Raw genomic sequence first — 22,018 nt, forward strand, 5'->3', positions numbered from 1 at the left:
ACTGCCCCGTTCGTAAAGCCCATGTCCTTCAACAAACTCTGACAACGCTCTTCTCCGGAAGCACGATGCTGGTATGGCGGCTCAGTTGGAAGTCAAAAATAGTCATCGGCCTCCAAATGCGTCGCGCCGAGCACTTTCGTCAGGGCATTGGCCAGGGTTGTCGTACCGCTACCGGCGGCACCGGTGATCAAAATGTGCTGGGTCATCGCTGTGTAGCTACCTACTTCCGTATTGTGAGATTCGAATCTCTAGACGTGGATTTTTGATCGGTCAGTCACCGACTGCAACCGACAAGCTAGATAGGATGTTTCTGTGAGCTATGCAGGGCGCTATTAGCTTTAGCATTTGGTGCATGAGCGACGGACAATAACCCCTTGGCATTACGGGATTGCACCCTAGATGGAGGTCGCGTGCGAACAATTCGAAAGGTATTGAGACTCTCTCAGAACGAGCAAGGGCGAGATTTCGTCGTCGGTGACATTCACTTCAAGACAATTGACTTACACAAGGGGCTGAAAGCGCTCGGCTTCGACAGCACGGTGGATCGTGTGATTGCCGTAGGTGATCTGATCGACCGAGGCCCAAGCGTCCTAGACGGTCTGAAGCTGCTGGGCGAGCCGTGGTTTTTCACGGTCAAGGGCAATCATGAGCAGATGCTGATAGAGGCTTACCGGCAAGACCCACACGCTAGGTACAGTGCCCACGGCGCCGGCTGGTGGCCCACCATTGCTGACGAATCGAAAGAAATGATCATTCAGAAGCTAGAAACTCTTCCGACTGTGATCGAAATCGAGTCGCCGCAAGGAATCGTCGGTGTGGTGCACGCGGACGTTCCCACCGGGATGTCATGGCCGGTCTTCGTTGATGGTTTGGATAACCCTCAGATCGAAAAAATTGCGCTCTGGGGACGGAGCCGAATCAAGAACCACCTTCGTGATGGCGTGTCTGGAGCATGGCGGGTTTGCACCGGACATACTTGGATACCTACGCCGCTCCGCCTGGGAAACGTACTGGCTTTGGATTGCACTGGCGGTGGCGATGGCCCGCTCGGGATTTACTGTGTGCAGCACGATAGGATTTATGTTGAGGGGCGTTCGGTCTCTCTGGATCAGGCTGAGGTATTGGCAGAGCAATTGGCTGAGCTTGAGTTGAAGTTAGAGAGCCTGAAGACCTTATTGAGCGGGAACAAGCTTCTCGAATCCCAGAACCTCAGCGTTGAAGCGGAAGCCTTGGCGAAGTGTGCGAGCACAGGTTGGTCGACCCTTCAGCAGGAAGCCCTAGAAGCGCAACAGTTTACGAATGCATTGCACGGACTGAGCTTGATGGTCGGGGAGCGGCGGCAGGCGAAGCTTGAGGAGCTGAAAGCTCGCTATGCAGGCACCGAGGTTGCGGGCTTAATTGTGCGGCTCTTCGGTTGATTCGTAATGCGCCGAGGAAGCGCACTACTGGGGCAATTTTCATCGGCTTCGGAGTACGCTTGCTCAGCACTAAAGCTCGGCAGCCAATCCACTATGATGAGTTATAGGGTGCTCGGGGATTTACCTGATTGAGAACGCAGCGGGCGAGGGGAATAGATCAGTGTTGCTGCGTAGACCGGTGACTTATGTAGTTAAGCAAGTCTCGATGGCCGGACGCATAGGATTCGGTGAGAATGTGAACACGTTCGACAAAAGGCTGATCGGAACAGTCCAGTGCAGCATCCCGACAGGAACTGCAAGTTATAGCCCCACCTAGCTCTCGCCTCAGGATGTCAAAAACTCCAATACTTGCACCACGAGATTGACCAGGTCTACCCAGGCGCCATCATTCCATATTCGGTTGAATGTCTCCCGTTCGGGATACGCAGCGATTCCCAAGGCGGTCAAACCGATCGTCCCCAACGCTTCACCAACGAACCATGAGTGCAAGATCAGGCCGCCGATGCCAAATAAGGTGAGGGCGATGCCGCATAATAGGTACGCCAGACGCAGATAGGGGAGCTTGACGTTGCTTGGGGCCAAGATGGCTGCACTCGCAGTGATGACTTGGGGAAGGCTAGCAACCGGCCATCACAGCGTCCATCTGGGGTTTGTAAGCAGATTTATATCGTTTCGTGGTTTCTCTGGTCTCCTCCCACGAAACGCCCCACCATGCTTGTGCCCAACGTGCGTCCCCCTCGCAATCTCTTTCTGTAGTGCGCGCCCGTTGGGCCGGCTGTCGTGAACCAAGCCGGCTCACTCATAAAATGGGACGCGTTCATCAATCCCTGCATCCACAGCAATCTGCGGATGTCGGTCGGCAAAGGCATTCGATTGGGGTGCGCTTCCATGACCATGTCTATCTCCGTAACCATCAATTGTGGTTTGATGGTTACTCCCAAGACCAGCGTTTTGCAAGGAGCTCGCGATGCAGACTCATAATCAGGGAGCACCCGGCGCGCTCGAAGTCGTCCGGCGCTTCCTCAATACCTGGTCAATTCCAAATCAGACGCGGGTAGAAGTGGATGAGCTCCCGCTCCTCGTCAATGACGCTGATAAATGGAGCGAGGAGTTATCGCGTCACCCTCGCGCGGACAGCGATACTTTGGATACGCTAATGGAGCTGCGCGCGGATCTGCGCAAGGCTTGCGAGGGCCTCGACGACGACCATCAGTTGTTGAACGCCTGGCTCGCGCGCGTCCCTCTGTCAGTGAAGGTAGCTCCTGCAGAAGGGGGAGCCTCCGAGTTATGTGTGATGCCCGCCGACGCTAGCTACGTTGCCAGGATTCTTGCCTCGGTTGCAGATGCAATATCGTCAGGTACATGGTTGCGACTTAAAACCTGTGATGATTGCCGATGGGCTTTTTATGACAACACTCGTAACGGCAGCAAGCGCTGGTGTGGGATGACGAAGGGTGGGGTGGATGGCAGGGCCTGTGGGACGATTGCTAAAGTCAGCGCCTTTCGAGCGCGCGCTGCGGCGAAGAAAAATCAGATCACGGACGGAAGTTAGTCTCGGCGCACTCCGGGCCTTTTCGGCTATAACCGGACTACAGCAATGGTTTGTCTTCCGCCGCTGGCCGGTAATTCGAGGCGTGCTCAGTCCGTCCTTGCTACACCTGTTAGCCGCGCTGAAAATCTAGAACCTGATGCAGCTCAGCCCACGGCAATTTCGCCACTTCGTCCTTAGCCTTGCAGCTTGGCTCATGGGGGAATACGTCCTCACTGGCCGAGATGGACTGGCCCCGCATGCACCCAGTGCATACCACTTGCCCCCCGACCAGCGCCCATGCGGACGACCATTTGATCATGCGTTGACTGCTATCCATATGCGGCGCTCCTTTTGCCAGTGATAAACCTCATGCTCGCCCAGGCTGCGTGCGCCGTCGACGCTCCAACAGGTGCCCTCGAACGGGGAGTGCAATCCCTTATTGGGAGAGTATCGGCCGCGCTAGCATTCGCCCACTCGGGTTAGGCGTCAATGGACATTGAGCTTCATGATCTTTCCCACTCGCGCGTCTTTAGTGTGGGTAAGCATCTTTTCTTCAACGCCTTGTATTTTTGCGGCCAAATCCACCAGCCGCCTCGCTTCTTCATCCTGCCCGACCTCAGCTAGCCGCACGGCTGCGCTCAACAGAGAGGTGAAAGAGTCGTGCAGCGTCTCGGCAACTTCAGCCATGCCTTTCACGAGATCTGTAGTCGGGAATTGGGTTGCATGTATTTGTCCACAAGGGGCGCCTGGGTGTATTTAGGAGCTCCAGTAACGCTGTCAGAGCCGCGTGGCTGGATTAGTTTAGGCCGCCCAGGTGGATCTCCGCCTGACCTTGAACCATTCTGGCAGGTCTCCGGCAACGCGTAGTGCTTCTCGGGGAGCATTGGGTCAGCGTGCGCTGCCCTTACCATGGGAACTGGCCGCGAGCGGCGGATTCCTCTGATGAACCTCTGCTAATAGACTACGCGGGTTGGGACGGGCTCCCTGGCGCTGCTAGAGAGTTAATCGTGGTAGTACCTCGCGTACTCCGGCAATGGACTATCACCAAAACGGAGCTTTTTCTGGCTGCGCCTCAACAGCGCTGTAGCGTATCGTCGTCTTCTGCTGCCCTGGAGCACAGCCAAAGGCACCAGCAGCCAAGGAAGTGACATAACCCATGCCAAGATTTTTTGCTCTTGGATAGTATTTTTCACATATCCTTCTTTGTTATCTAACATGACGTAGCAGATTACTTTCTTATCCCACTCGTCCATCCCTTGTGTAGCTCTTGTTTCCAGCAGGCAGTTTCCAGGGTTCAACTTCCAGGCATTTGCTGCATGAAAATAATTCGGAAGGTATGATGTAAAGGAGAATGCTTCACTTTCAGTTACCCAGAACCATTGCCCGGTTTGGTTTACTTTGAATAATGCGGCGTTAGGCGTGTGGATAATGAAGAAAATTCCAATTGCAACGAATGCCGACAGTCCTGAGATAGTTTTGAGAAATCTAGGTCTTGGAATGTTGAAACTTTGCTCGGTAGGATTCAGGTAGGGGCGCGCTTTCCTAAGCTCATCCAGGCGAATCGCAGAACGCTCTGCCCATGCGATCAGCTTGTCCATCGCATAGGGTGTTTTAACGTTCAGCTTGAACCTGAAGTTGAAGTAGTGAAGGTCAAGTTCTTGCTGTTGGTGTTTTTTTAGTTTTTCGTGATTGAAAGTGTGCTTGCTGCTAATTAAGTCGGATAGCCGGTTTTTGATTATAAACAGTGATTCCGTAATCACGCACAAGTACACAATGTACAACGCTGACATGGCAGCGACAAAGAATGGGGCGATTTTTTGCAGCTTGTCTATAAAGACTGATATAGGGTCAAAAAGTTGCGGATCCATTGCTTGTCCTATTGAATGCTTTACTAATTCGGCCATCCTCTTCTGGAGATGACCTCTGCTTCGTCCCCTCCAGCAAACTCGTAACGCTCCTGCTGGATCTTCGAGCATCTGTAGAGCCAGAGGCAAGTCGGGGTCGATGCGGAAGACTACATTGACTTCACAGAAATCACTTCCACGTAGCGGTACTTCTTCCTGGCCACCTTGACTGCTTCTTGCTCGGCCAGGAGGGTACTCAAGGTATCGGCTTCGTAAATCAGCTCGAATGTTTTGCCCTCAAACTCATTGGTGACCCGCATCGTCACACGCAGGCGCGGAGTAAACGCCTTCGCGGCCTTCTTTTTGGACTGAGGCTTCGGTGGTTGCGCGGGTGCGATTTCTGGTGACGGCAGCGGTGAGTTTGGAGCAGCAGTCTGCGGTGCTGGTGCGGGGCTGCCGAATAGTGCGCGGCGCATCTCTTCTTCAGTTAAGTCTGTGTTCATGAGATTTCTCGTGGGGATGTGTTGCTGATCCGATTTTAGCATTTTGAGATGGAGGCAAGATCATGCGCCTTCTCAACGTTAGGAGATCACGGGGATCCGTAATCCAGAAATCGAAGGGCAGATGATCACATCGATTTCTTCTGTAGGCCCGCGGATGTCACGCTGCGAATCAGGCATTAAAGCCCTGACTTCGAACTCCGATGTGAGCAAGCGGAGCGCGCAACGGAATCACGCAGGGCTCAGACGGTACTAGAGGCATCCCAGCCCCATTAACGAACAGCTTTCGGAAGTCGCGTGGGGAACACAGCCTGAGATAATCTTTACTGAGGCAAATAGGGATACGGTGAACTCCAATGGATCAGAATGAGAATATTGAAGCGGTACTATCAACGGTGCACGCTTTGCTTCGCTCCGAAGGCTTGAGCGATGCAGCCGCAATCGTTCGCGAGCACCCCGCTCATCTCGAACCGACGGGCTACGACAATTGGAATGGTGGCACCAACATCTGGGAGTGCCAATTCAAAGTTCCTGCAGAACAGTACGTGCGGTTGGGAGCCAAGCGCAGCCAGTTGGAGGAGCAGATCACCGCTCGGCTTAAATCGGTAGTCGAGCATGAGTCACAAGACTGGTACTCGGCCAAAATTGTACCTGCAAAAGAGCTAGTCGCTGATTGGCGAGATGATGTCTCTGATTTACCAAAACAGACCAGGATCAACATCCTCGATGGGCTTCGACTCGAAAGCATTGCCTGGTATGGTCGGCTCAACGATGTCGAGTTTCTGAGTCGTCTGTATGACCTCCAGCGTCTCCCCTCAACTGATCAACGGTACAAGGATGCCGCTGGTGATATATGGCAGCACCGTATCAATAACGATGACTGGGAGGATGATTGGGTCTTCGCTGATAATCGTTTTCAGCTCATTGATGGTTCAGCCGAAGATTTTTTGCGTTTCCTCTGCGAAGTCCTGCACCCGATAGTGCGCTCTGATCGGGACGAAACCCTTAGAACCGCGATTCATTTCAACGACCAACTGAGGCTAGCCGGTTGGGAAATTTACGAGGAGGAGCGGATCGCAGGACGACCAAGATTTTCATATCGCCGGCTGACCAATGGCGCCTCACAGGCAGTCCAGCGCGCGAAAACCGTGGCCGATGCGTTGGGTGCTGGCTGGATGGCCAAAGAGATCGAGAGGCTTGAAAACGCTGTTGATAGAGATCCAGCCCTCGCAATTGGCACAGCGAAAGAAATCGTTGAGAGTTGTTGCAAAACGATTCTGACGAAGCGAGGAGTGACCGTCGCCAAAACTGATGATCTCGGAGACCTTACCAAGAAGCTCACGAAAGAACTGCAATTAGTACCTGAGGGTATCTCTGATGAAGCTAAGGGAGCTGAGAATATCCGGCTGATTCTTCGTAACTTGACCCAGCTCACCAGCAATCTTGCGCAGTTGCGTGGGCTTTATGGATCCGGCCATGGACGTGATGGCGGACACCGGGGTCTACAGCCTCGTCACGCAAGGCTTGCTGTGGCATCTGCTGTGGCTTTCATAGACTTCGTCTCGGAAACGTTCCATCAGAGGGAAAGCTCGAAGTAAAGTGAGGGTAGGCAAAACTTTCGCTTATGCGTGATTCATTCCGGTAGCTGTTGATGCCGCGTGGCGAGCAAGCGGAGCGCGCAGGCGCAGCCGAAGGCGTGACGGATGGATGCCCGAAGGGCCAAGACGCCAGCAGGCTGCTGGGTTCACGACAACCAGGCCCGGAGGGCACGCGCGGAAACGGCTCAGCCTAAAGAAGCACGTGCTGGGATCCTGACAGCGCCCGCGACCGTCATGGCTCCGGCTACTGCTTCTGGCTAAGTTGGTAATTGAAGCTTGAGGTCAGGCAAGCGGTGCTGGGCGCGATTCACTGCCTCGAACTATCGTACGGCGTCAGGAGATGGGGCAGCAAGGAAGCCGCGAGCCAGCCCGGTAGACCAGGTTTTAGAAAGCCGGGCTTAGATTTCGACACCGCTAACATGCCGAGCTGCTCCAGCTTGGCGACCTCAATCCTTGCGGTCTCCAAAGGAAGCCCCGTAAACATCTCAAACTCGCTTTGAGGCAGAGAACCTTGAAGGATCAAACAGAGCAGCGCCGGTGGAACACCCCTGTGGACTTTCGCATCCAGGATCCGCTCGTTACTTTCAAATGCCTTAAATAGCCGGGTGCGTAGAACTGCTGGGAGGAATGCGTCCAGGGTAAGACTCACTTCGTCGATGCACGCACTGAGCAAGAGCTGGAGGAACTGAAGCTCCTGGTCAGCTGAGCGCTGCTGTGCCAAGGAGGAATCTGCTCGGGAAAGCTTTTCATAGCCAACAATGGCACGGGTCATGGCTCTGTCGAGAGACCAGAGATTTGTACGCAAACCGAGCTCGTCGAGTTTGTGTTGAGCATGTGTTTGGCTTGATGCGGAGGGATCCGCCTCGACGGTGTTTAGAAGGCTACGACAGTAATCGCGCAGGGCTTCGAGGGTTCGATGTCGATAGTCCGATTGTCTGGTGATGACGCTTGGGCTGAATTCGATTTGCGGCAGGTGTGCCGGGTTTGTGGGCGATATGTTTCTGCTTGTATGAGCGCATTGCTGAGGCATGAAGCAGTCTCCGGGGCCAGTCAGCTCGTGAGTCCTGCTGTCCTCAGCTATAGATCGTCGCCCGAGAGCAGAAGTCGCACCGGTCTTGTGGTCGTTCCAAGGTATAACGGCAGGTGAGGAGCCACTTTAGCCCTACGCGATTAGCCCAGTGCCGTTTGTGCCAATCGCGGGATAGCATACCGTAGAAGCAAAGACATCATATGGCCTTTGCAGGATCTAACACTGAAACCTCGCTGCAAGATACCTCGCCTCCGTTTGCCTCGGGGGAAGATATCCGATGGTAGAATTTTGGCGTCACCTGCAGGGGGATTACGCCTTGAGAGCCATTTTTAGCCGCAGCCAGCGGGAGGGGAGCGCAAACCTCAATATATGGGATCTGGGCTGCGAGGCATATACACCCGAACAATTCTTCGAGTTTTTCTCCAGCTTGATGGCATCTGAATATTGCTCGGTTTCCAGGCTAGCAAACGAGCTTGAATCCTCAATAGACTGGCGCAGGGATCCAAAGCATGACGGTGACTTTCCTTCGGTTTTAGCACTCTGCAATGCCCTACGGCAACTCGTGAGATGGCGGCTGGTGAGCGGTGATTTTTCATGGATTTCGATGGCTGACGCTCCGTCAGATGACGCGCCTCCATATGGCAGTGGCGGAGGCTGGGATGACATTACTTCGGCTCTATTCTCGAAGCTAATCAAAGATGCTCACGGGCCTACGCTTGAATGGATGCTCGCTGTAGATCTTGGGCTGTAAAGGTGGCATGAGCTTTGTTGCCAAACGCTCCTTAGCTCGCTGGTCGCAAACCCACCAGCCATATGAGGCAGTTGTCACAGAAAGATTGGGGCTATATGGCTGGGAAGGGGGCTTCGCATCGCATCTTCGTGAGTTTAGGGTAGGGCGTCGCATTTGTTTGTGACGAACACTAAGATCTCGGCGGCCCATACGGCTAATTAGAGGCGCTGCGCAACATACTCCATTTTCGTTTAATCGCATCAATCTCGTGGACAATTTCATGATTATTGGCTAGCAGCGCCTGATGGCGAATGCGGACTAAAGAGTTCATTGACGAGTGCATATCATTGATGTTTTTCACATCCCCATCGCTCTCGGCAAAACGAGAAAGAATCTTGACAGCGTCGTTGAAATACGCTTCAACAGAGCTTGGTTTTTTATGCCCTGTCAACGGCGTGATTTTACGACAGATTTTCAGCATGAAAGCTTGGTTATCTCTCAAGCTGAAAAACATCCTGTCGGTCGCCACTTTATCCTTCGAGCTGTTAGTTGCCGAGTTTATTTCACTTTGAATGTGATAGATCATCTGCCGCGTTATAAACAAGTGCCGATACATAGAAAGACATATTTTAACATCCGTCAAGCCAGCGCGCTCAGCGACACGCTTGAAGTCTCTAGCAAGGGATTGTTTCGAGATGCGGAGCCCTTTCTCAGAAAGAAACATTGAGCCCGGATCGGTATTGATTCGACCCTGAGTGATCAGGTAGTTAACAAAAGCGTCACGTTCCTCTAAATAAGAGGCGAGTTCATTTGCATCGTCTGAATTGATAGGGAGCTGTCTAACTGGAGTTGGGAGCTCACGTCTCTTCTTGGTGGGCAGAATGATGACTCCTTTATTGAAAGGGTCTCTATTGGCTTCTAGAGACATATCCACCATCTCCTCAGGCCGCAGACCACAGAATTCCATTAACCACATCATGAACATACGGCGATTGTATAAATACGATCGGCTGGACTGACGATACGCAACATGTTCAGGCCTGGATCGTTTTCCAAGCTTCGCATCATCGGTGATGCTAATTCTAAAAACTTCATCTTGTATCCTGGCTATATGCTCTACAGGGATTGGTTGCTTGTCATTAGACGGTGCGGCGTGAGCAGGTATCGCAGCGTGCGAGTAGTAAAATGAATTGCTGCGACGATTTAATTTTTTCTCAACTGTGAGTTGCGAGCCTCTACCTTCACCTACCATGGGGGGCAGGCTAGAGGGTCGAACGTTACTCTGATACCAAACCAAAAAGCTTAAAGATCTTTGCATGATGGCAATGATCTGATTTGTCTCTCGAGCCTTAGTCGTAACGCCTTTCGATAACTTGACCTCTGTTAGGAGAATTTTGTACAGAGCGTAAAAGTCACTATCGCTGAAATGATCAAACGAGCCTGCATTGGCATGACAATACCTAACGAGGGGAGTGATTTCGGTTGCTGCAGTTTTTGTTGACTCCCTGCCAGTGGTGGAATCTGCAATACTAGCGAGCCAGGAATTTATCGGTGTGCATGGTTTGCCATTAGGCCAGAACATGAGGCAGTACGTAGAGTACTTCCGAGTTCGTAATTGCCTGTTAGGCCGGGCTGTTAAGTCTGCTGCATACGGAAGTGCGACGTTTTCGAAAAGGCGATATAGCTGTTTCACTTACGCTTACCTCCATCGATTAATTTAAGCTGAGCAGCCGACGTAGGTATTTCTGAGTTGATAATTTGAGAGTATTTTATACGTGCTTGATTAAGAAATTTCGTAACCGTAAATTGAGTCTGCTCACTCAGCGATGGATCGTGTGCGACTAATTGCTCAAGATGATTGAAAATCTCTAAATAAGCGGTACTGCATAAATGTGCGTGCAATAGTGATTGTTTTACCAGTAATTCGTTTGAGGTCGTAAGGTCTTGATTTTTTGGAGTGGGTGCATTGATTATCTCATTTGCCTCTTCACGTAGGGCGAGCATTAGACTCCAATAACTCGCATGGGCAGGGTTGTCGAGAGGATGTGAGGATTTTGCGTGTTGTTTTAGTGTGTTGTAGGAGACCCGGTGAAACCTATCATCCACTGCGAGACTAGCGAAAGCACGCATCGTTTCAAGAGCTCGGCGATGCGACGCATTCGAGAGCTTCCGAACCTGAATTATTTCGGTCAGCCAGCTACACCTATTCACTATATGATCAACTCTTGAATTTTTCATCCTTATGCTCCAAATATTTAACTGCGAATTCATTGTCCCATATCACGCCGTCAGTGCTTTTTATGGTTATCGTATAGGTTTGTAACTCAACGCTTTTATTGGCTAAGAGCTGCCTCACCATTTGATCGTAGTCCTTAGGTGATCGCCCCCTGATAGAGTCGACGTTGAATCTGCGCTTCACCTCAGCATGAAGCGCTACTAATCCTTGGTTTTCTTTAGGGGGCAGATTTTCCTGTTCAAGCTTTATGAGTTTTTCAGTGATGCATTCGGCTTTTAGGTTTAACAGTTCATCAGTTGGAACATCTCCACTGAGGTATTCGTCTATGGATTCGGTGTTCATATGTCCGGCCATATAGCTTCCTGTACTCCGCGATGACTCGCCTTCATGATGAATCAAGGTCATGAGATAGAATTTTCGCGCTTCATGAATACGAATCAGCCAACTCCGGCCATATTCATCTTTGGGAAGACCCAAGATGTTGCAGAAAGCGTTAAGGCAGGTGTCGATTCGGCCCGGGTGCAATCTTGAGCCAGGCTTGCCAAGCCCCTTGTCTTTAGGGAAGTAAAAAAGCAGTTTTTTCTTGGGAGAGGTTTGAAACACTTGCTCGAGTTGCGTTCCAAGTAATTGTAAAAGTTGGACTGCTCGTGCTGCAATGTAGGGGATGGGCCTGACAATCGTGTCGTTGGCACCTGCATGGCCACTCTTTTCGCTAAGGTGGTTTATGAAAGCGCCGCCGACTAGCTCTTCGTATTCAAGGCAATCCCGTGGTAGCTGACAAATTTCACCCATGCGCAACGGCTTTAGCATGCCCAAGATAATCAAACATGCCCCAATAAAACCCTGCATGCCCGAAACAAAGCTAAGCCCCATTCCTGGTAAAGGAGAGCTGTTAAGGGTTGAAATGTCCAACGCTTCCACCAGTGGAACACACGGGTAGCCATCGTACCCCTGTGTCCTAAACCTCAGTTTGGTGGAGTGGAAGCGTTTATTGATTGCTTCGTTTGTACACCACGTGCTTCCCTCATCGATATTTCTGCAATGGTTCGTATAGAATACTATCGCATCGACAAACGCGCCGCCAAAGCGCATGATCCATTCCGTAGCCCCAGCAAGCAATGAAATGCCGATGCTCAACGGTATCTTCCGAGTGTGCCGAGTCGCGACAAGTGATTCGTGTACAGCCGCAGAGATCTCGTTTCTATCTACGTTAAGTTTTGGTATCAGGTCTGGAAATAACGCGTTGCACTTGCTGAAAAGTGTTAGGTGGCTCAGTTCGTTAGTGAAGGCCGACCGGGTACTTCGCCGAAGCATGGCTTCTGAATGCAAAAGATGCTTGTGGCCCGCATTGCTTCTACTGTGTGAGTGTCCTACAAGCACGGTGTTAGCATCAACGTCATCTTCAAATTGGCTTAGGAACGCTCTAAACCGGACATTCTTGAAAGCCCTACGATCTGCAGTCAATACAGCCGCTAGGTAGTTTCTAGATATTAAATTCTTGGTAAGATGACCCTGATGTTCCAGGTGGTTTGAAACGTCTTGTATGAATTGAGGAGGCAGCTCAAATGGTGATATAAGAATCTGTTCAGGAGCAGGAGTGCCATAGATCTCCATGTGCAAAAAGTCTAGGAATCGTTCTGTGTATCGCAAAGCAGTGGCCCAGTTGCCATCTGCAAGCTCGGCCATCAGGATCTTTACAGCGTTGTCGTCGAAACCGCTGAAGCCAAAGCGTTGAGGGTTGTAATCTTTAGCGTGCAACACCAACCAGCTCGAAAGGTTTTTTTGCCAGTTTATAGTACCTGACCACCGGATTGGGTCAACAGTCGCTCCTGTCCGGCCTGATCGCAGCGCTATTGCGCTTTTTTGAATGCTTATGAGTAACTTTGAGTATAGTGGATCTGTTAATTTTCGGCCATCCGGCAGGGAATGCTCAAAATAAATCGTTTGATTTCTGTCGTCTTCGGTAGCGCCCTTCGCAATCCACTTGGCGTCCCCTAAAGAGCCCTCAATCATCCATACTGGTTTTACCGAATAGTCTAACGTCGTCACCCGATCTCGTTGCATTCTCGACAGATGACGAAAGTATTCATCATCATCATCCGATTCTTCTTGGCTGCTGAGGCTAGTGGGATGTTTCATTTGACACGTTACCGTATGCTGCCGCTGGTGACTGACATGGTTTCAATTCTCGACCGCAGCTTTGCCATGTGCATGATTGCCTGCTCATGTGTAAGCTTGAGCTGCAAATGAGATTTTCCTTGCAAATGACTCATAACCGCCCATTCAGCATGATTTCCGAACTCAGGATCACGTGCCGCATATTTCATCAGGTTAGCAAGGTCAACTAGACTTTGTGGAGTAAGCCCTGTCCTGATATCTGGTGTGTTTAGCTCTTGAGTGTTTCTGTCCAGCATCTCCACATAGTAGTAGAGTGCTCCCAGGCTCTCTGGATCTAACTTTATTTGCAAACCGTGGCGAATTAACGGTTTAAATACTTCGTTTGCTAACGGTGTTCCAGTTGATTCCATGTTTCTGATCATGTGGGATAGGGCGTCGTCCTTGGTCTGTGCCTCGGTGATAATCCGGGTCACGAAGGATAGGAGGGTTTGCGCATCCTCACAGTCACTCGCCTCCATCTGCCATGGCTTTCCATGTGTAGCGACGATCACCAGTTTGTGAGCAAATACACGGGCTACTCTTCTAGCCCAGCGTTCTGCAATCCATGGGGGAATATAGTGCCTTTGGGCGACAATAGGCGTGTTGCCTAGCGTAAGTGCTACGCTGTAGAAACTGCCGGTTTGTAAAAAGCGCAGAATGCCTTGGTTAGCTCTGATATTTTGCAGCGCGAACAAGGACTTCTCCACGCCGGCACTTTCAAGGTGCTGTTTTATCTCATTATAAAGTGTATTTCCCCTCTTGGATGCGAGGGTGGCACTCATGATCGTCGAGTTAGTAAAACCTCTATTGCTGCTGATTATGAATAACTTTCGATAATTGCTGTCCCCATCCCTTTTTAGTTTTGCACGCAACGCTGCTGTGCAGCTTATAATATCTTCTATTATCATTCTGCTCAACGGCGGCAGCACTGATACCTTTCTCGCTGATGCACGCGGTTTTTCTATACCAAAAATTTGCAAGCTAAAATCGCCGTCCGAGAAAATATATGGCTTGTCGTTTATGTTCAGTAAATTAGACTGTTGCAAGCCTTCCGAGGTAAAGTTTGGATTTTCCTTGATTAGTATTGCGCAGGCCGCAGCGCAATCCCTTGCGTTCAACAACCCCATCAATCTCAAAAAGCCTTCGTTTCCCGAAACAGTACTGTTCATAAACGGTTGAACTAGGTTGTCGAGCGCCTTTTGAATATTAACACACACAGCAACATTTGTTGCTATGCTCTTGAAGAATGGAAATCTTTTTAGCTCAGTTAATGACATTGCAGTGAAATTATAATTCAGGAAGCAATATTTGGCAGCAGCCAGGAACCAATTAATTCCTAGTGGTTTCTGCGGGTTGGCCGGGTGATGTTTAAGAGTGTATGTGACCTTGGATTCAATAATCTCTTTAAGTTCTGATGAGTCGATGGCTGAGATCAACTCGTCGCCGAGCGCGTGGCATTTTTTTAAGTTGATCCAGTATTCGGAGCATCCAGTGATCAGTGCTGTATTGGCCGCGGTTAGACGGTTCATTAGCGTATCTAGGAATTCGTCACTTGTTAGATGTGCGTCATTGCTGATTAAGAACTTCTTGGGAAATATTTCAGTGGCTGTCTCTGGAAGTTTCACCTTCTTTTCTTTATTTAGAGTTGGTGAAACCCCGCCTATCATATTCAGCGAATTTTTATGTGGTTGAGACGTGGGGAGTAGTGTGTTTTCAGGTATGATGTTGTTGGTTTGCAGCTGCTTAAAGTAGCGCCTTGCAACTGCCCATAAGCGAACCTTTGAAGCTTTTTTTAGCGCATATGACTTCGAGCGAAGCATGAAGTGATCGAAGAAGTCGAACAGAAAGGTCTGCCAGTCTGAACTGCCCGCTGCAGGTATCGGCGCCCCTTCAGTGCGAAGGAAGTTAGCCATCCGGTTAAATATATAAACCGCTATGCCAGCGCTGGATTGCGATTTTCCGATGATGAAGTTCTCAAGCTCTTCACACAATATCGTTACTTCGGCGTCGAGAAGCTTGATGGGTATTTCAATGACAGAGGAGACCTGTCTTTTGCTGTTTGTTGGGTGGTAGTACGCGATGTGTATTTGCCCGCGCTCCGCCCGTATGCAGTTTGCCCAAGTGACAACATCAGCCATGAAGCCTTCCCCCTTTACCATTGTGGGTGAGCGTAGGTCACCTTGGCCTGGTGTCAAATCCGTGGTGTCAGATTGTTTCTAAGCAGCTGATCTACATATGAAAAAATAGGTGATTTTGAGTGTCTGTCTAGAAAACCGACGGCAAAAAGTACGACCTGTACGACTTCGTGGCGCTGGACAGTATTACCGCGATGCTGGTGATCAAGGACGGCAAGATCGTCTTCGAGACCTATCAGCGCGGCAACACCGAGAAAACCCGCTGGATGTCGATGTCGATGGCCAAATCCATCACCTCGACCCTGACCGCGGCGGCAATCAAGGATGGCCTGATCAAGGGGCTTGACGCCCAAGTGGTCGATTACGTGCCGGCCCTCAAAGGCAGCGCCTACGAAGGGGTGACCGTGCGCAACGTGCTGATGATGTCCTCGGGGGTGAAGTGGAACGAGACCTACACCGATCCGGCGTCGGATCGGCGGGCGTTGCTCAAGGCGCAGATTTCCCAGCAGCCCCATTCGGCCATGGCGCTGATGGCGAGCCTGCCGCGTGCAGCGGAACCCGGCACGGTGAACAACTACAGTACGGGAGAAACCCAGGTCCTCGGCGAGATTGTGCGGGGCGCGGTGAAGATGCCGCTGGCCGAGTACCTGTCGAAGAAAATCTGGCAGCCGTTCGGCATGGAAAGCGACGCGACATGGTGGCTGGACTCCCCTGACGGCATGGAGATCGGCGGCAGCGGCATCAGCGCCACCCTGCGGGATTACGGGCGCTTCGGGCTGTTCTTCATGAACGACGGCAAGATCAACGGCACCTCGATTCTCCCCGACGGCTGGGTCAGGGAGGCGACGCTGCCGACCACCCTCAAGGGCGGCAAGAGTCTGGATTACGGTTATATGTGGTGGACGGCCTGGACCGCACCCTCTGTGAAGGACGGCGCCTATTCCGCAGTCGGCATCCAGGGACAGAACATTTACGTTAACCCGGCCAACAATGTGGTGATCGTCACCTTCGGCGCGCAGCCCAAGCCGGTGGACAAAGAACCCATCGACCCGATGGCCTTCTTCGATGCGGTGGTCGCGGCGTTGAAGTGATGGCAGGCAGGAGAGACTCAACCGGTCCGCTGGATCAACGCGATCCCTGTGGGACCGGCTTTAGCCGGGAAGAGGCCTGTGCAAACGACATCATTTTTGCGGAGTCTTCGCCGATGCGTTCCCGGCTAAAGCCGGTCCTACCAGCCTGTTAACGCCGCCCTCGCGAGCCCTTCGACATCACCCCATATTCCCCCAGCAATTGCTCCAGCCAATCCATGAACACCCGGCACCGCTGGGGCAGGTGCCGGCGATGGGCGTAGAGCAGTGACACCGGCATCGCCGTTGGCCGGTATTCGGGGAGGATTTCGATCAAGGCGCCGCGTTGCTGCTGGTAAGCGTCAGCCAGGCGCGGAATCTGGATGATCCCCAGCCCGCCGACACACGCCGCCTCGTAGGCTTCAATGTTGTTCACCGTCACACTGCAGGGCATAGACACATGGAAATCCTTGCCCTCGCGGCAATACTCGAATAACGATGCGGCAGCGCCGAAAGCCGGTGCGTAGTTGATGAGCCGATGCTGCTGCAGCTCTTCCAGATTCTGCGGAATACCAAAACGCTCGGCATAGCCTTGGCTCACGCAGTTGATCATCCCGAACAGCCCGACGTTGCGCGCGATCAGCGGTGTTTCCGGCAGGGCGCCAATGCGCAGCACGCAATCAAAGCCTTCGCGGACCAGATCGACGCGCCGGTCCGTACTGCTGATCTCGAGCTCGATCAGCGGGTGCCGCTCAAGGAATTCACTCAGCCGTGGCATCACCAGGCGCCGGGCAATGGCGGTGGGCATGTCCACCCGCAGCCGTCCGCTGAGCGCCGAGTTGTCCTGGCGGAACAGGCCTTCCAGCTCGTCCATCTGACTGAGCACATCCTTGCTGCGCTCATACAGCGCCTGGCCATCGGGGGTCACCTGCACCTTGCGCGTGGTGCGCAGGAGCAGTCGTGCGCCGAGCAGTTCTTCGAGGCTGCGCACATGCTCCGACACCGTCGAGCGCGGCAGGCCCAAGGCGTCGCCGGCGTGGGTGAAGCTCGACAGCTCGGCGACCCTGACGAAGGTTTTCAGCAAATCCAGCTTGTTCATTGCGACGCACCTATCCTGTGCCCGTCAACCGTTGATGTAATAAATGCACAGCGACAGCGTCACCAGCGAGCCCAGCGTCGAGATCAGAATCGTGCTCGACACCACCGACGCCTCGCGCTTGTAGTACTCGGCCAGCATGAACGGGCCGGTGCCAGTGGGCAGGGCGCTCAACAACAAGGCAGAGTTCGCCCACAGCGGCGGCAGGTTGAACACCCGATACGCCAGAAACCAGGTCAGCAGCGGGTGGGCGATCAGTTTTATCAGCACCAGCAACGTCGTGCCCTCACGCGGCCCTTGCTGTTTTTGGGCGAGAAACAGGCCCAGGGAAATCAGCGCGCAGGGCGTCGTCGCGGCACCCAGCAGGCTGAGAAATTTATCCAGCGCGCCCGGCAATGCCACGCCGGTCGACGCCCAGCAGGCGCCCAGTATCGGCGAGACCACCAGCGGGTTTTTCGCCAGTGCCAGCAGCACTTTGAGCACGATGCGGTGCACCCGGGCCTCGCTTTGCAACCCGATTTCGATGCACACCAGCGCGATGCCGAACACCACGCAGACCACCAGCAACGAGGCAATGAGTGCCGGTTCCAGGCCGTCCTGCCCCAGCACCATGACGCACAGCGGAATGCCGATGTAGCCGGTGTTGGCGTAGGAGGCGCTGAGGGCGTCGATGCTGGCATCGGCGAAATGGCCGGCCTTCCGGCGCCGCAGCAGCAGGGTAATGACGAACATCGCCATAGTCGACAGGGTGAAGGTCAGCACGAAACCCGGGTGCCAGATCTGCGCCCAGGTGGCGTGGGCAGTGGCGGTGAACAGCAGTGCCGGCAAACACAGCCAGACCACCATTCGGTTGATTTCAGAGGCGGCGGTCGGTCCGAGGCGGTTGGTGCGGCGACAGAGGTAGCCCACCAGAATGAGGGCGAAGATGGGCAGCAAGACATTCAAGACGGAAGACATCGAACCTGGGCCTATGGCGCAACAGACAAGAGCCGCAGAGTAGAGGGCGCAATCGTTAGGGTGCAACCTTTCTTGTCAGCCGTGGCAAGGAGTGGCGAGCATTTGGAGGAGGGGGGAAGGCGGGAAAGTGCCCGACGGGGGTCAGGCACAGTGGGCGGTACGTCGGTAATCACTTTTTCAGCGGTTTGAGATTGCCCGGCGCGATGTCGAGGACCTTGCCGTCTTCCATGTTGATGAGCGCATATTTATCGCTGATCAGCACCCACTGCGTGCCTTCCTTGGGCGCGGTCAGGCCCTTGCCTTGCCAGTCCTTGACGCCGACGCGCTCGTCTTTGTACAGGTCATGGGTGGTGTCGCCGACCTTGTACTGTTCATTGGTGTGTTCCGCCTGCACGCTTTTGGTTGCAGGGGTTTGCGCCATCGCCGCGAAGCTGGTGCCGCTCAGACAAGTGACCACTGCCGCGCAAGCCATCAGTTTTTTGATGTTCATGGGAATTCCTTTGGTCGTCCGTATAGGTTCTTTCACCTGGTGCGCGCCACATGGACCCGACGCGCTGGGTCAGTGCCCCGACTTATTTTTCGATCGGGACAATCTTGGTGATCTGGCCGTTGGTGGTCTGCACTTCGACGTATTTGTCGTGGATGCGCGTCCACTGGCTCATTTTGGCCGGTTCTTCCAGACCCTTGGCTTTCCAGTCCTTGATCGCGGCGTCCGGACGCTGGAATTCCTGCGGCGAACGGCTGCCGACTTCGAGCTCCCGCATATTGTCTCGGGAAGGTTGAATGGTCGGCTCCGTTGCGTTGGCGGCCTGGACCGTGAAACTTGCAACGGAAACGCTACCCAGAATCGCCAGACCGGCAATGAGCGATTTGCTGTTCATTCGAAACTCCTTGGCCAGCGCGTGGTGCGCTGTCATTGGTTTCGACCCTGGGGGGCGCAAATCATTCAGTGCCCGTGCTGGCGCGCCGCCCGCGTGCAACTGCGAGGCGGCAGCGAAGGTTACCGGTGCAGCGCTTCGGCAATGCTGGCCGACAGCGGAGCGGCCGGCCGGCCAATCAGGGGGCTCAACTGGCGACTGTCGTCGAGCAGCGCACCCTTGGCCGCAGCGGCATCGGAGTTGGCGAGCAACTCGGCGACGAATTCCGGCAGCCCGGCGTGCAGCAACGCAGCCTTGTAATCGGCCTCGGGAAGATCGGTGTAGACGACAGGCTTGCCGGATTGCTGCGCGATTTGAGCGGCAAATTCCTTCAGCGTGTAGGACTCGTCGCCGGCCAGCTCGTAGACCTTGCCCGCCTGATCCTCAGTGGATGTCAGTACGACGGCCGCTGCCGCTGCGTAGTCTGCCCGGGCGGCGGAGCTGATCCGGCCTTCACCCGCGCTGCCGTAATGGGCGCCGTTCTCCACCGCGTGGGCAACGCCGGCCGTATAGTTTTCGTGGTACCAGCCATTGCGCAGCACCACCGCCGGAACGCCTGATTGCGCCAGGGCCGCCTCGGTCTGCTTGTGTTCTTCGGCCAGGCCCAGCGCCGAGGTATCGGCGTGGAGCACGCTGGTGTAACCCAGCAGTTTCACGCCCGCGCGTTTGGCCGCGTCGATCACCGCCTGATGCTGAGCGACCCGCTGGCCTACTTCACTGGACGAGATCAGCAGGACTTTCTCGGCGCCTGCAAAGGCCTGGTCCAGAGTGGTCGGCTGCGCGTAATCGGCCTGGCGAACCTGCACGCCCCTGGCGGCGAGGTCAGCCACTTTTCCCGGATCACGGGCCGCTGCGACGATCTGCGAGGCAGGAACGGTTTCGAGCAGTTGAGCGATGACGAGGCGGCCCAGCTGACCTGATGCACCGGTGATGACGATCATGATGATTCCCGAACGAAGTTGATTGAGCGATCAGCATAGTCACCGTGCTAACCTTTCGTAAGTACGTACGAAAAGGTAAGTTTGATGAACGATATTGCTTCGCCCTCTGTAGGCTCCGTCTCACTGCTCGAGCGAATTCGTACCGGAGAGGTGCTGGCCCGTGACTGCCCGTCGCGGGAAATCCTCAATCATGTGTGCAGCCGCTGGGGCGTGCTGGTGCTGGTGGTATTGCTGGACGGCATGCACCGGTTCAGCGAACTGCGGCGCAAGATCGGCGGCGTCAGCGAAAAGATGCTGTCGCAGACGCTGCAGAGCCTGGAACAGGATGGGTTTGTCGACCGCACAGCGCTGCCGGTGGTGCCGCCCCACGTCGAATACCGTTTGACGGCGATGGGGGAGGAGGTCGCCCTGCAGATGGACGGGCTGACCACCTGGATCGAAGACAATCTGCCGCGCATTCTGGCGGCACGGGAAGGGAAAGCGTTGGCACCTGAGTGACCGGTTCTTCTCATTGGCAGATTCGGGATGCCGCGCTCAAAAAGCGGCATCCCGACGCTGCGTGTTCTGCCTGGCAAGGCAGCAGCCCAACATCGCTTGACTGCCAGACCGAGTCCTTAACGCTTACGCATCATCAACAGCGCAACCACAATCGCCAGGGCGGCGATCCCGGTCGCGATCCAGCCCAGCGACCCCAGTCCGAAGTGGCCGATACCCAGTCCGCCAAAAATCGCACCTAAGCCAATGCCGGCGTTGGCCGCCGAAATGTTCATGGTCGCCGCCAGTGCCTGAGCCTTGGCACCGGCCTGCATCACGCGCACCTGGCACACCGGAAACAGCGCGGTGTATGCAACGCCCCATAAGACCAGCGCGGCGATCAGCCAGATATGGTCCGTGGCCAATGGAATGGCGGCGGCCATGCCGATACTCAGAATCACCAGGAACAGCACCATCGCGCCCAGCGGGCTGCGATCGACCAACTTTCCGCCCCATTGGTTGCCGATCATTCCGACCGCGCCGAAGCCCATCAGCCACCAGCCGACCTGATTGGTCGGAACGCCGGCCAGGGTCTGGAGGATATCGGCCAGATAGGTGTAAGCCGTGAACATCGCGGTGAACGCGAGCACCGACAGCAACACGTGGGCGAGGAAGCGCGGCTGTTTCAGAATGTCGGTCTGCTTCTCGCCGTGCTTGGCAGGGGAGGAAGGCAAGGTCGGCATGCACAGTTGCATCAGGATGGCGATCACCAGCGAGATGACGGCCAGGACCCAGAAGCTGCCGCGCCAGCCGAGGGTGTCGGCGGCGACGGTCCCCAACGGCACACCGAACACCAGGGCGGCGGAAATGCCCAGGTAAACCCGCGACACCGCCTGACCCGATTTGCCAGGTGCTGCCAGTTGCCCGGCAGTTTCGCTGGCGGTGCCCCAGAACACAGGCAGGCCCAACGCCGGAATGAAGCGCGCGAGGGCCATGACCCAGATGTTGGTGGACAGCGCCGCCAGCACGTTGGAAGCGGCGAACACCAGCAGGATGATGGTGAAGAGTTTCTTGCGCTCGACACCCGCCAGTTTTGCCGTGAGGAACGGCCCGCACAACATCACGGTAAAGGCGAACAGTGTCACCACTTGGCCAGCCACGGCAATCGACACGCCCAGGTCCTTGGCCATGGCCGGAAGCAGGCCGACGATGAGGAATTCAGTGGTGACGATGATGAAAGCAGCGATCGCCATGATCAGGATTTGTATCCCTGATCGGGACGAGGCATCCGGCGCAGAGGCCGTTGCGGAATGTGAAGGTTGCATAGCAGAAGCTCCAATGGACGTTGCCATAGCCTATTGGAGATGTGAGTTCTCATCCGCGACAT

General features: G+C 54.1%; 20 protein-coding genes. 5 read left to right on the top strand and 15 right to left on the bottom strand.

Features of this window, described 5'->3' with window-relative positions:
* Positions 1-410 precede the first annotated feature (410 nt).
* The gene (locus AC07VF_RS03605; protein ID WP_495008096.1) at positions 411-1,418 is read left to right on the top strand and encodes a metallophosphoesterase; all 1,008 of its coding nucleotides are present in this window, start codon (positions 411-413) and stop codon (positions 1,416-1,418) included.
* A 324-nt stretch (positions 1,419-1,742) separates the two neighbouring features.
* On the opposite strand, the gene AC07VF_RS03610 is transcribed toward AC07VF_RS03605, so the two are convergent.
* Complete coding sequence (locus AC07VF_RS03610; protein ID WP_495008097.1) at positions 1,743-2,000, bottom strand: hypothetical protein; 258 nt, start codon at positions 1,998-2,000, stop codon at positions 1,743-1,745.
* A gap of 385 nt (positions 2,001-2,385) precedes the next feature.
* On the opposite strand from AC07VF_RS03610, the gene AC07VF_RS03615 reads away from it, so the two are divergent.
* On the top strand, positions 2,386-2,970 hold the full coding sequence (locus AC07VF_RS03615) for a CGNR zinc finger domain-containing protein (protein ID WP_495008098.1): 585 nt from the start codon (positions 2,386-2,388) through the stop codon (positions 2,968-2,970).
* Positions 2,971-3,435: 465 nt separating this feature from the next.
* Here AC07VF_RS03615 and AC07VF_RS03620 read toward each other — a convergent pair whose 3' ends face one another.
* From AC07VF_RS03620 to AC07VF_RS03630, 3 genes are all read right to left on the bottom strand, one after another.
* Positions 3,436-3,636, bottom strand: coding sequence for a hypothetical protein (locus AC07VF_RS03620; RefSeq protein WP_495008099.1), 201 nt, complete (start codon positions 3,634-3,636; stop codon positions 3,436-3,438).
* Between the two features lie 314 nt (positions 3,637-3,950).
* Entirely contained in the window at positions 3,951-4,817 is an 867-nt protein-coding gene (locus tag AC07VF_RS03625) for a DUF6216 family protein (RefSeq protein WP_495008100.1), read from the bottom strand.
* A 146-nt stretch (positions 4,818-4,963) separates the two neighbouring features.
* Positions 4,964-5,296, bottom strand: a complete 333-nt coding sequence (locus AC07VF_RS03630; RefSeq protein WP_495008101.1) for a hypothetical protein — start codon at positions 5,294-5,296, stop codon at positions 4,964-4,966.
* A gap of 353 nt (positions 5,297-5,649) precedes the next feature.
* Between AC07VF_RS03630 and AC07VF_RS03635 the strand changes: the two genes are divergently transcribed.
* On the top strand, positions 5,650-6,891 hold the full coding sequence (locus tag AC07VF_RS03635; RefSeq protein WP_495008102.1) for an abortive infection family protein: 1,242 nt from the start codon (positions 5,650-5,652) through the stop codon (positions 6,889-6,891).
* A gap of 307 nt (positions 6,892-7,198) precedes the next feature.
* Here the strand turns inward: AC07VF_RS03635 and AC07VF_RS03640 are convergent, their stop codons facing one another.
* The 5 genes from AC07VF_RS03640 to AC07VF_RS03660 all read right to left on the bottom strand — a co-directional run bounded on the left by AC07VF_RS03640 (position 7,199) and on the right by AC07VF_RS03660 (position 15,182).
* Positions 7,199-7,663, bottom strand: a complete 465-nt coding sequence (locus AC07VF_RS03640) for a hypothetical protein (RefSeq protein ID WP_495008103.1) — start codon at positions 7,661-7,663, stop codon at positions 7,199-7,201.
* Positions 7,664-8,865: 1,202 nt separating this feature from the next.
* Complete coding sequence (locus AC07VF_RS03645; protein WP_495008104.1) at positions 8,866-10,233, bottom strand: tyrosine-type recombinase/integrase; 1,368 nt, start codon at positions 10,231-10,233, stop codon at positions 8,866-8,868.
* 107 nt (positions 10,234-10,340) lie between these two features.
* The gene (locus AC07VF_RS03650) at positions 10,341-10,655 is read right to left on the bottom strand and encodes a hypothetical protein (RefSeq protein WP_495008105.1); all 315 of its coding nucleotides are present in this window, start codon (positions 10,653-10,655) and stop codon (positions 10,341-10,343) included.
* 214 nt (positions 10,656-10,869) lie between these two features.
* Positions 10,870-13,026: a hypothetical protein gene (locus AC07VF_RS03655; protein WP_495008106.1), complete on the bottom strand. Its 2,157-nt coding sequence runs from the start codon at positions 13,024-13,026 to the stop codon at positions 10,870-10,872.
* A gap of 8 nt (positions 13,027-13,034) precedes the next feature.
* A complete protein-coding gene (locus AC07VF_RS03660; RefSeq protein WP_495008107.1) occupies positions 13,035-15,182 on the bottom strand; it encodes a hypothetical protein in 2,148 nt (715 codons plus the stop codon).
* A 167-nt stretch (positions 15,183-15,349) separates the two neighbouring features.
* Between AC07VF_RS03660 and AC07VF_RS03665 the strand changes: the two genes are divergently transcribed.
* The gene (locus AC07VF_RS03665) at positions 15,350-16,270 is read left to right on the top strand and encodes a serine hydrolase domain-containing protein (RefSeq protein ID WP_495008108.1); all 921 of its coding nucleotides are present in this window, start codon (positions 15,350-15,352) and stop codon (positions 16,268-16,270) included.
* Positions 16,271-16,418: 148 nt separating this feature from the next.
* Here AC07VF_RS03665 and AC07VF_RS03670 read toward each other — a convergent pair whose 3' ends face one another.
* From AC07VF_RS03670 to AC07VF_RS03690, 5 genes are all read right to left on the bottom strand, one after another.
* Complete coding sequence (locus tag AC07VF_RS03670; protein ID WP_495008109.1) at positions 16,419-17,345, bottom strand: LysR family transcriptional regulator; 927 nt, start codon at positions 17,343-17,345, stop codon at positions 16,419-16,421.
* Positions 17,346-17,369: 24 nt separating this feature from the next.
* Entirely contained in the window at positions 17,370-18,299 is a 930-nt protein-coding gene (locus AC07VF_RS03675; RefSeq protein ID WP_495008110.1) for an AEC family transporter, read from the bottom strand.
* 169 nt (positions 18,300-18,468) lie between these two features.
* Entirely contained in the window at positions 18,469-18,789 is a 321-nt protein-coding gene (locus AC07VF_RS03680) for an RcnB family protein (RefSeq protein WP_282371509.1), read from the bottom strand.
* Between the two features lie 82 nt (positions 18,790-18,871).
* Positions 18,872-19,180: an RcnB family protein gene (locus AC07VF_RS03685; RefSeq protein ID WP_192172021.1), complete on the bottom strand. Its 309-nt coding sequence runs from the start codon at positions 19,178-19,180 to the stop codon at positions 18,872-18,874.
* A gap of 119 nt (positions 19,181-19,299) precedes the next feature.
* A complete protein-coding gene (locus AC07VF_RS03690) occupies positions 19,300-20,157 on the bottom strand; it encodes an SDR family oxidoreductase (protein ID WP_495008111.1) in 858 nt (285 codons plus the stop codon).
* Positions 20,158-20,241: 84 nt separating this feature from the next.
* On the opposite strand from AC07VF_RS03690, the gene AC07VF_RS03695 reads away from it, so the two are divergent.
* The gene (locus tag AC07VF_RS03695; protein ID WP_495008112.1) at positions 20,242-20,655 is read left to right on the top strand and encodes a winged helix-turn-helix transcriptional regulator; all 414 of its coding nucleotides are present in this window, start codon (positions 20,242-20,244) and stop codon (positions 20,653-20,655) included.
* 116 nt (positions 20,656-20,771) lie between these two features.
* Here AC07VF_RS03695 and AC07VF_RS03700 read toward each other — a convergent pair whose 3' ends face one another.
* Complete coding sequence (locus tag AC07VF_RS03700) at positions 20,772-21,956, bottom strand: MFS transporter (protein ID WP_346626238.1); 1,185 nt, start codon at positions 21,954-21,956, stop codon at positions 20,772-20,774.
* Positions 21,957-22,018: the final 62 nt, after the last annotated feature.

The sequence above is a fragment of the Pseudomonas sp. GW821-FHT02H06 genome (assembly GCF_059421525.1).

Coding starts and splice junctions, on each gene's coding strand:
- AC07VF_RS03695 (WP_495008112.1), top strand. CDS start 20,242: ATGAACGATATTGCTTCGCCCTCTGTAGGCTCCGTCTCACTGCTCGAG.
- AC07VF_RS03685 (WP_192172021.1), bottom strand. CDS start 19,180: ATGAACAGCAAATCGCTCATTGCCGGTCTGGCGATTCTGGGTAGCGTT.
- AC07VF_RS03635 (WP_495008102.1), top strand. CDS start 5,650: ATGGATCAGAATGAGAATATTGAAGCGGTACTATCAACGGTGCACGCT.
- AC07VF_RS03660 (WP_495008107.1), bottom strand. CDS start 15,182: ATGGCTGATGTTGTCACTTGGGCAAACTGCATACGGGCGGAGCGCGGG.
- AC07VF_RS03615 (WP_495008098.1), top strand. CDS start 2,386: ATGCAGACTCATAATCAGGGAGCACCCGGCGCGCTCGAAGTCGTCCGG.
- AC07VF_RS03655 (WP_495008106.1), bottom strand. CDS start 13,026: ATGAAACATCCCACTAGCCTCAGCAGCCAAGAAGAATCGGATGATGAT.
- AC07VF_RS03650 (WP_495008105.1), bottom strand. CDS start 10,655: ATGCTCGCCCTACGTGAAGAGGCAAATGAGATAATCAATGCACCCACT.
- AC07VF_RS03700 (WP_346626238.1), bottom strand. CDS start 21,956: ATGCAACCTTCACATTCCGCAACGGCCTCTGCGCCGGATGCCTCGTCC.
- AC07VF_RS03675 (WP_495008110.1), bottom strand. CDS start 18,299: ATGTCTTCCGTCTTGAATGTCTTGCTGCCCATCTTCGCCCTCATTCTG.
- AC07VF_RS03630 (WP_495008101.1), bottom strand. CDS start 5,296: ATGAACACAGACTTAACTGAAGAAGAGATGCGCCGCGCACTATTCGGC.
- AC07VF_RS03670 (WP_495008109.1), bottom strand. CDS start 17,345: ATGAACAAGCTGGATTTGCTGAAAACCTTCGTCAGGGTCGCCGAGCTG.
- AC07VF_RS03645 (WP_495008104.1), bottom strand. CDS start 10,233: ATGTTCTGGCCTAATGGCAAACCATGCACACCGATAAATTCCTGGCTC.
- AC07VF_RS03640 (WP_495008103.1), bottom strand. CDS start 7,663: ATGACCCGTGCCATTGTTGGCTATGAAAAGCTTTCCCGAGCAGATTCC.
- AC07VF_RS03680 (WP_282371509.1), bottom strand. CDS start 18,789: ATGAACATCAAAAAACTGATGGCTTGCGCGGCAGTGGTCACTTGTCTG.
- AC07VF_RS03690 (WP_495008111.1), bottom strand. CDS start 20,157: ATGATCGTCATCACCGGTGCATCAGGTCAGCTGGGCCGCCTCGTCATC.
- AC07VF_RS03620 (WP_495008099.1), bottom strand. CDS start 3,636: ATGGCTGAAGTTGCCGAGACGCTGCACGACTCTTTCACCTCTCTGTTG.
- AC07VF_RS03625 (WP_495008100.1), bottom strand. CDS start 4,817: ATGGATCCGCAACTTTTTGACCCTATATCAGTCTTTATAGACAAGCTG.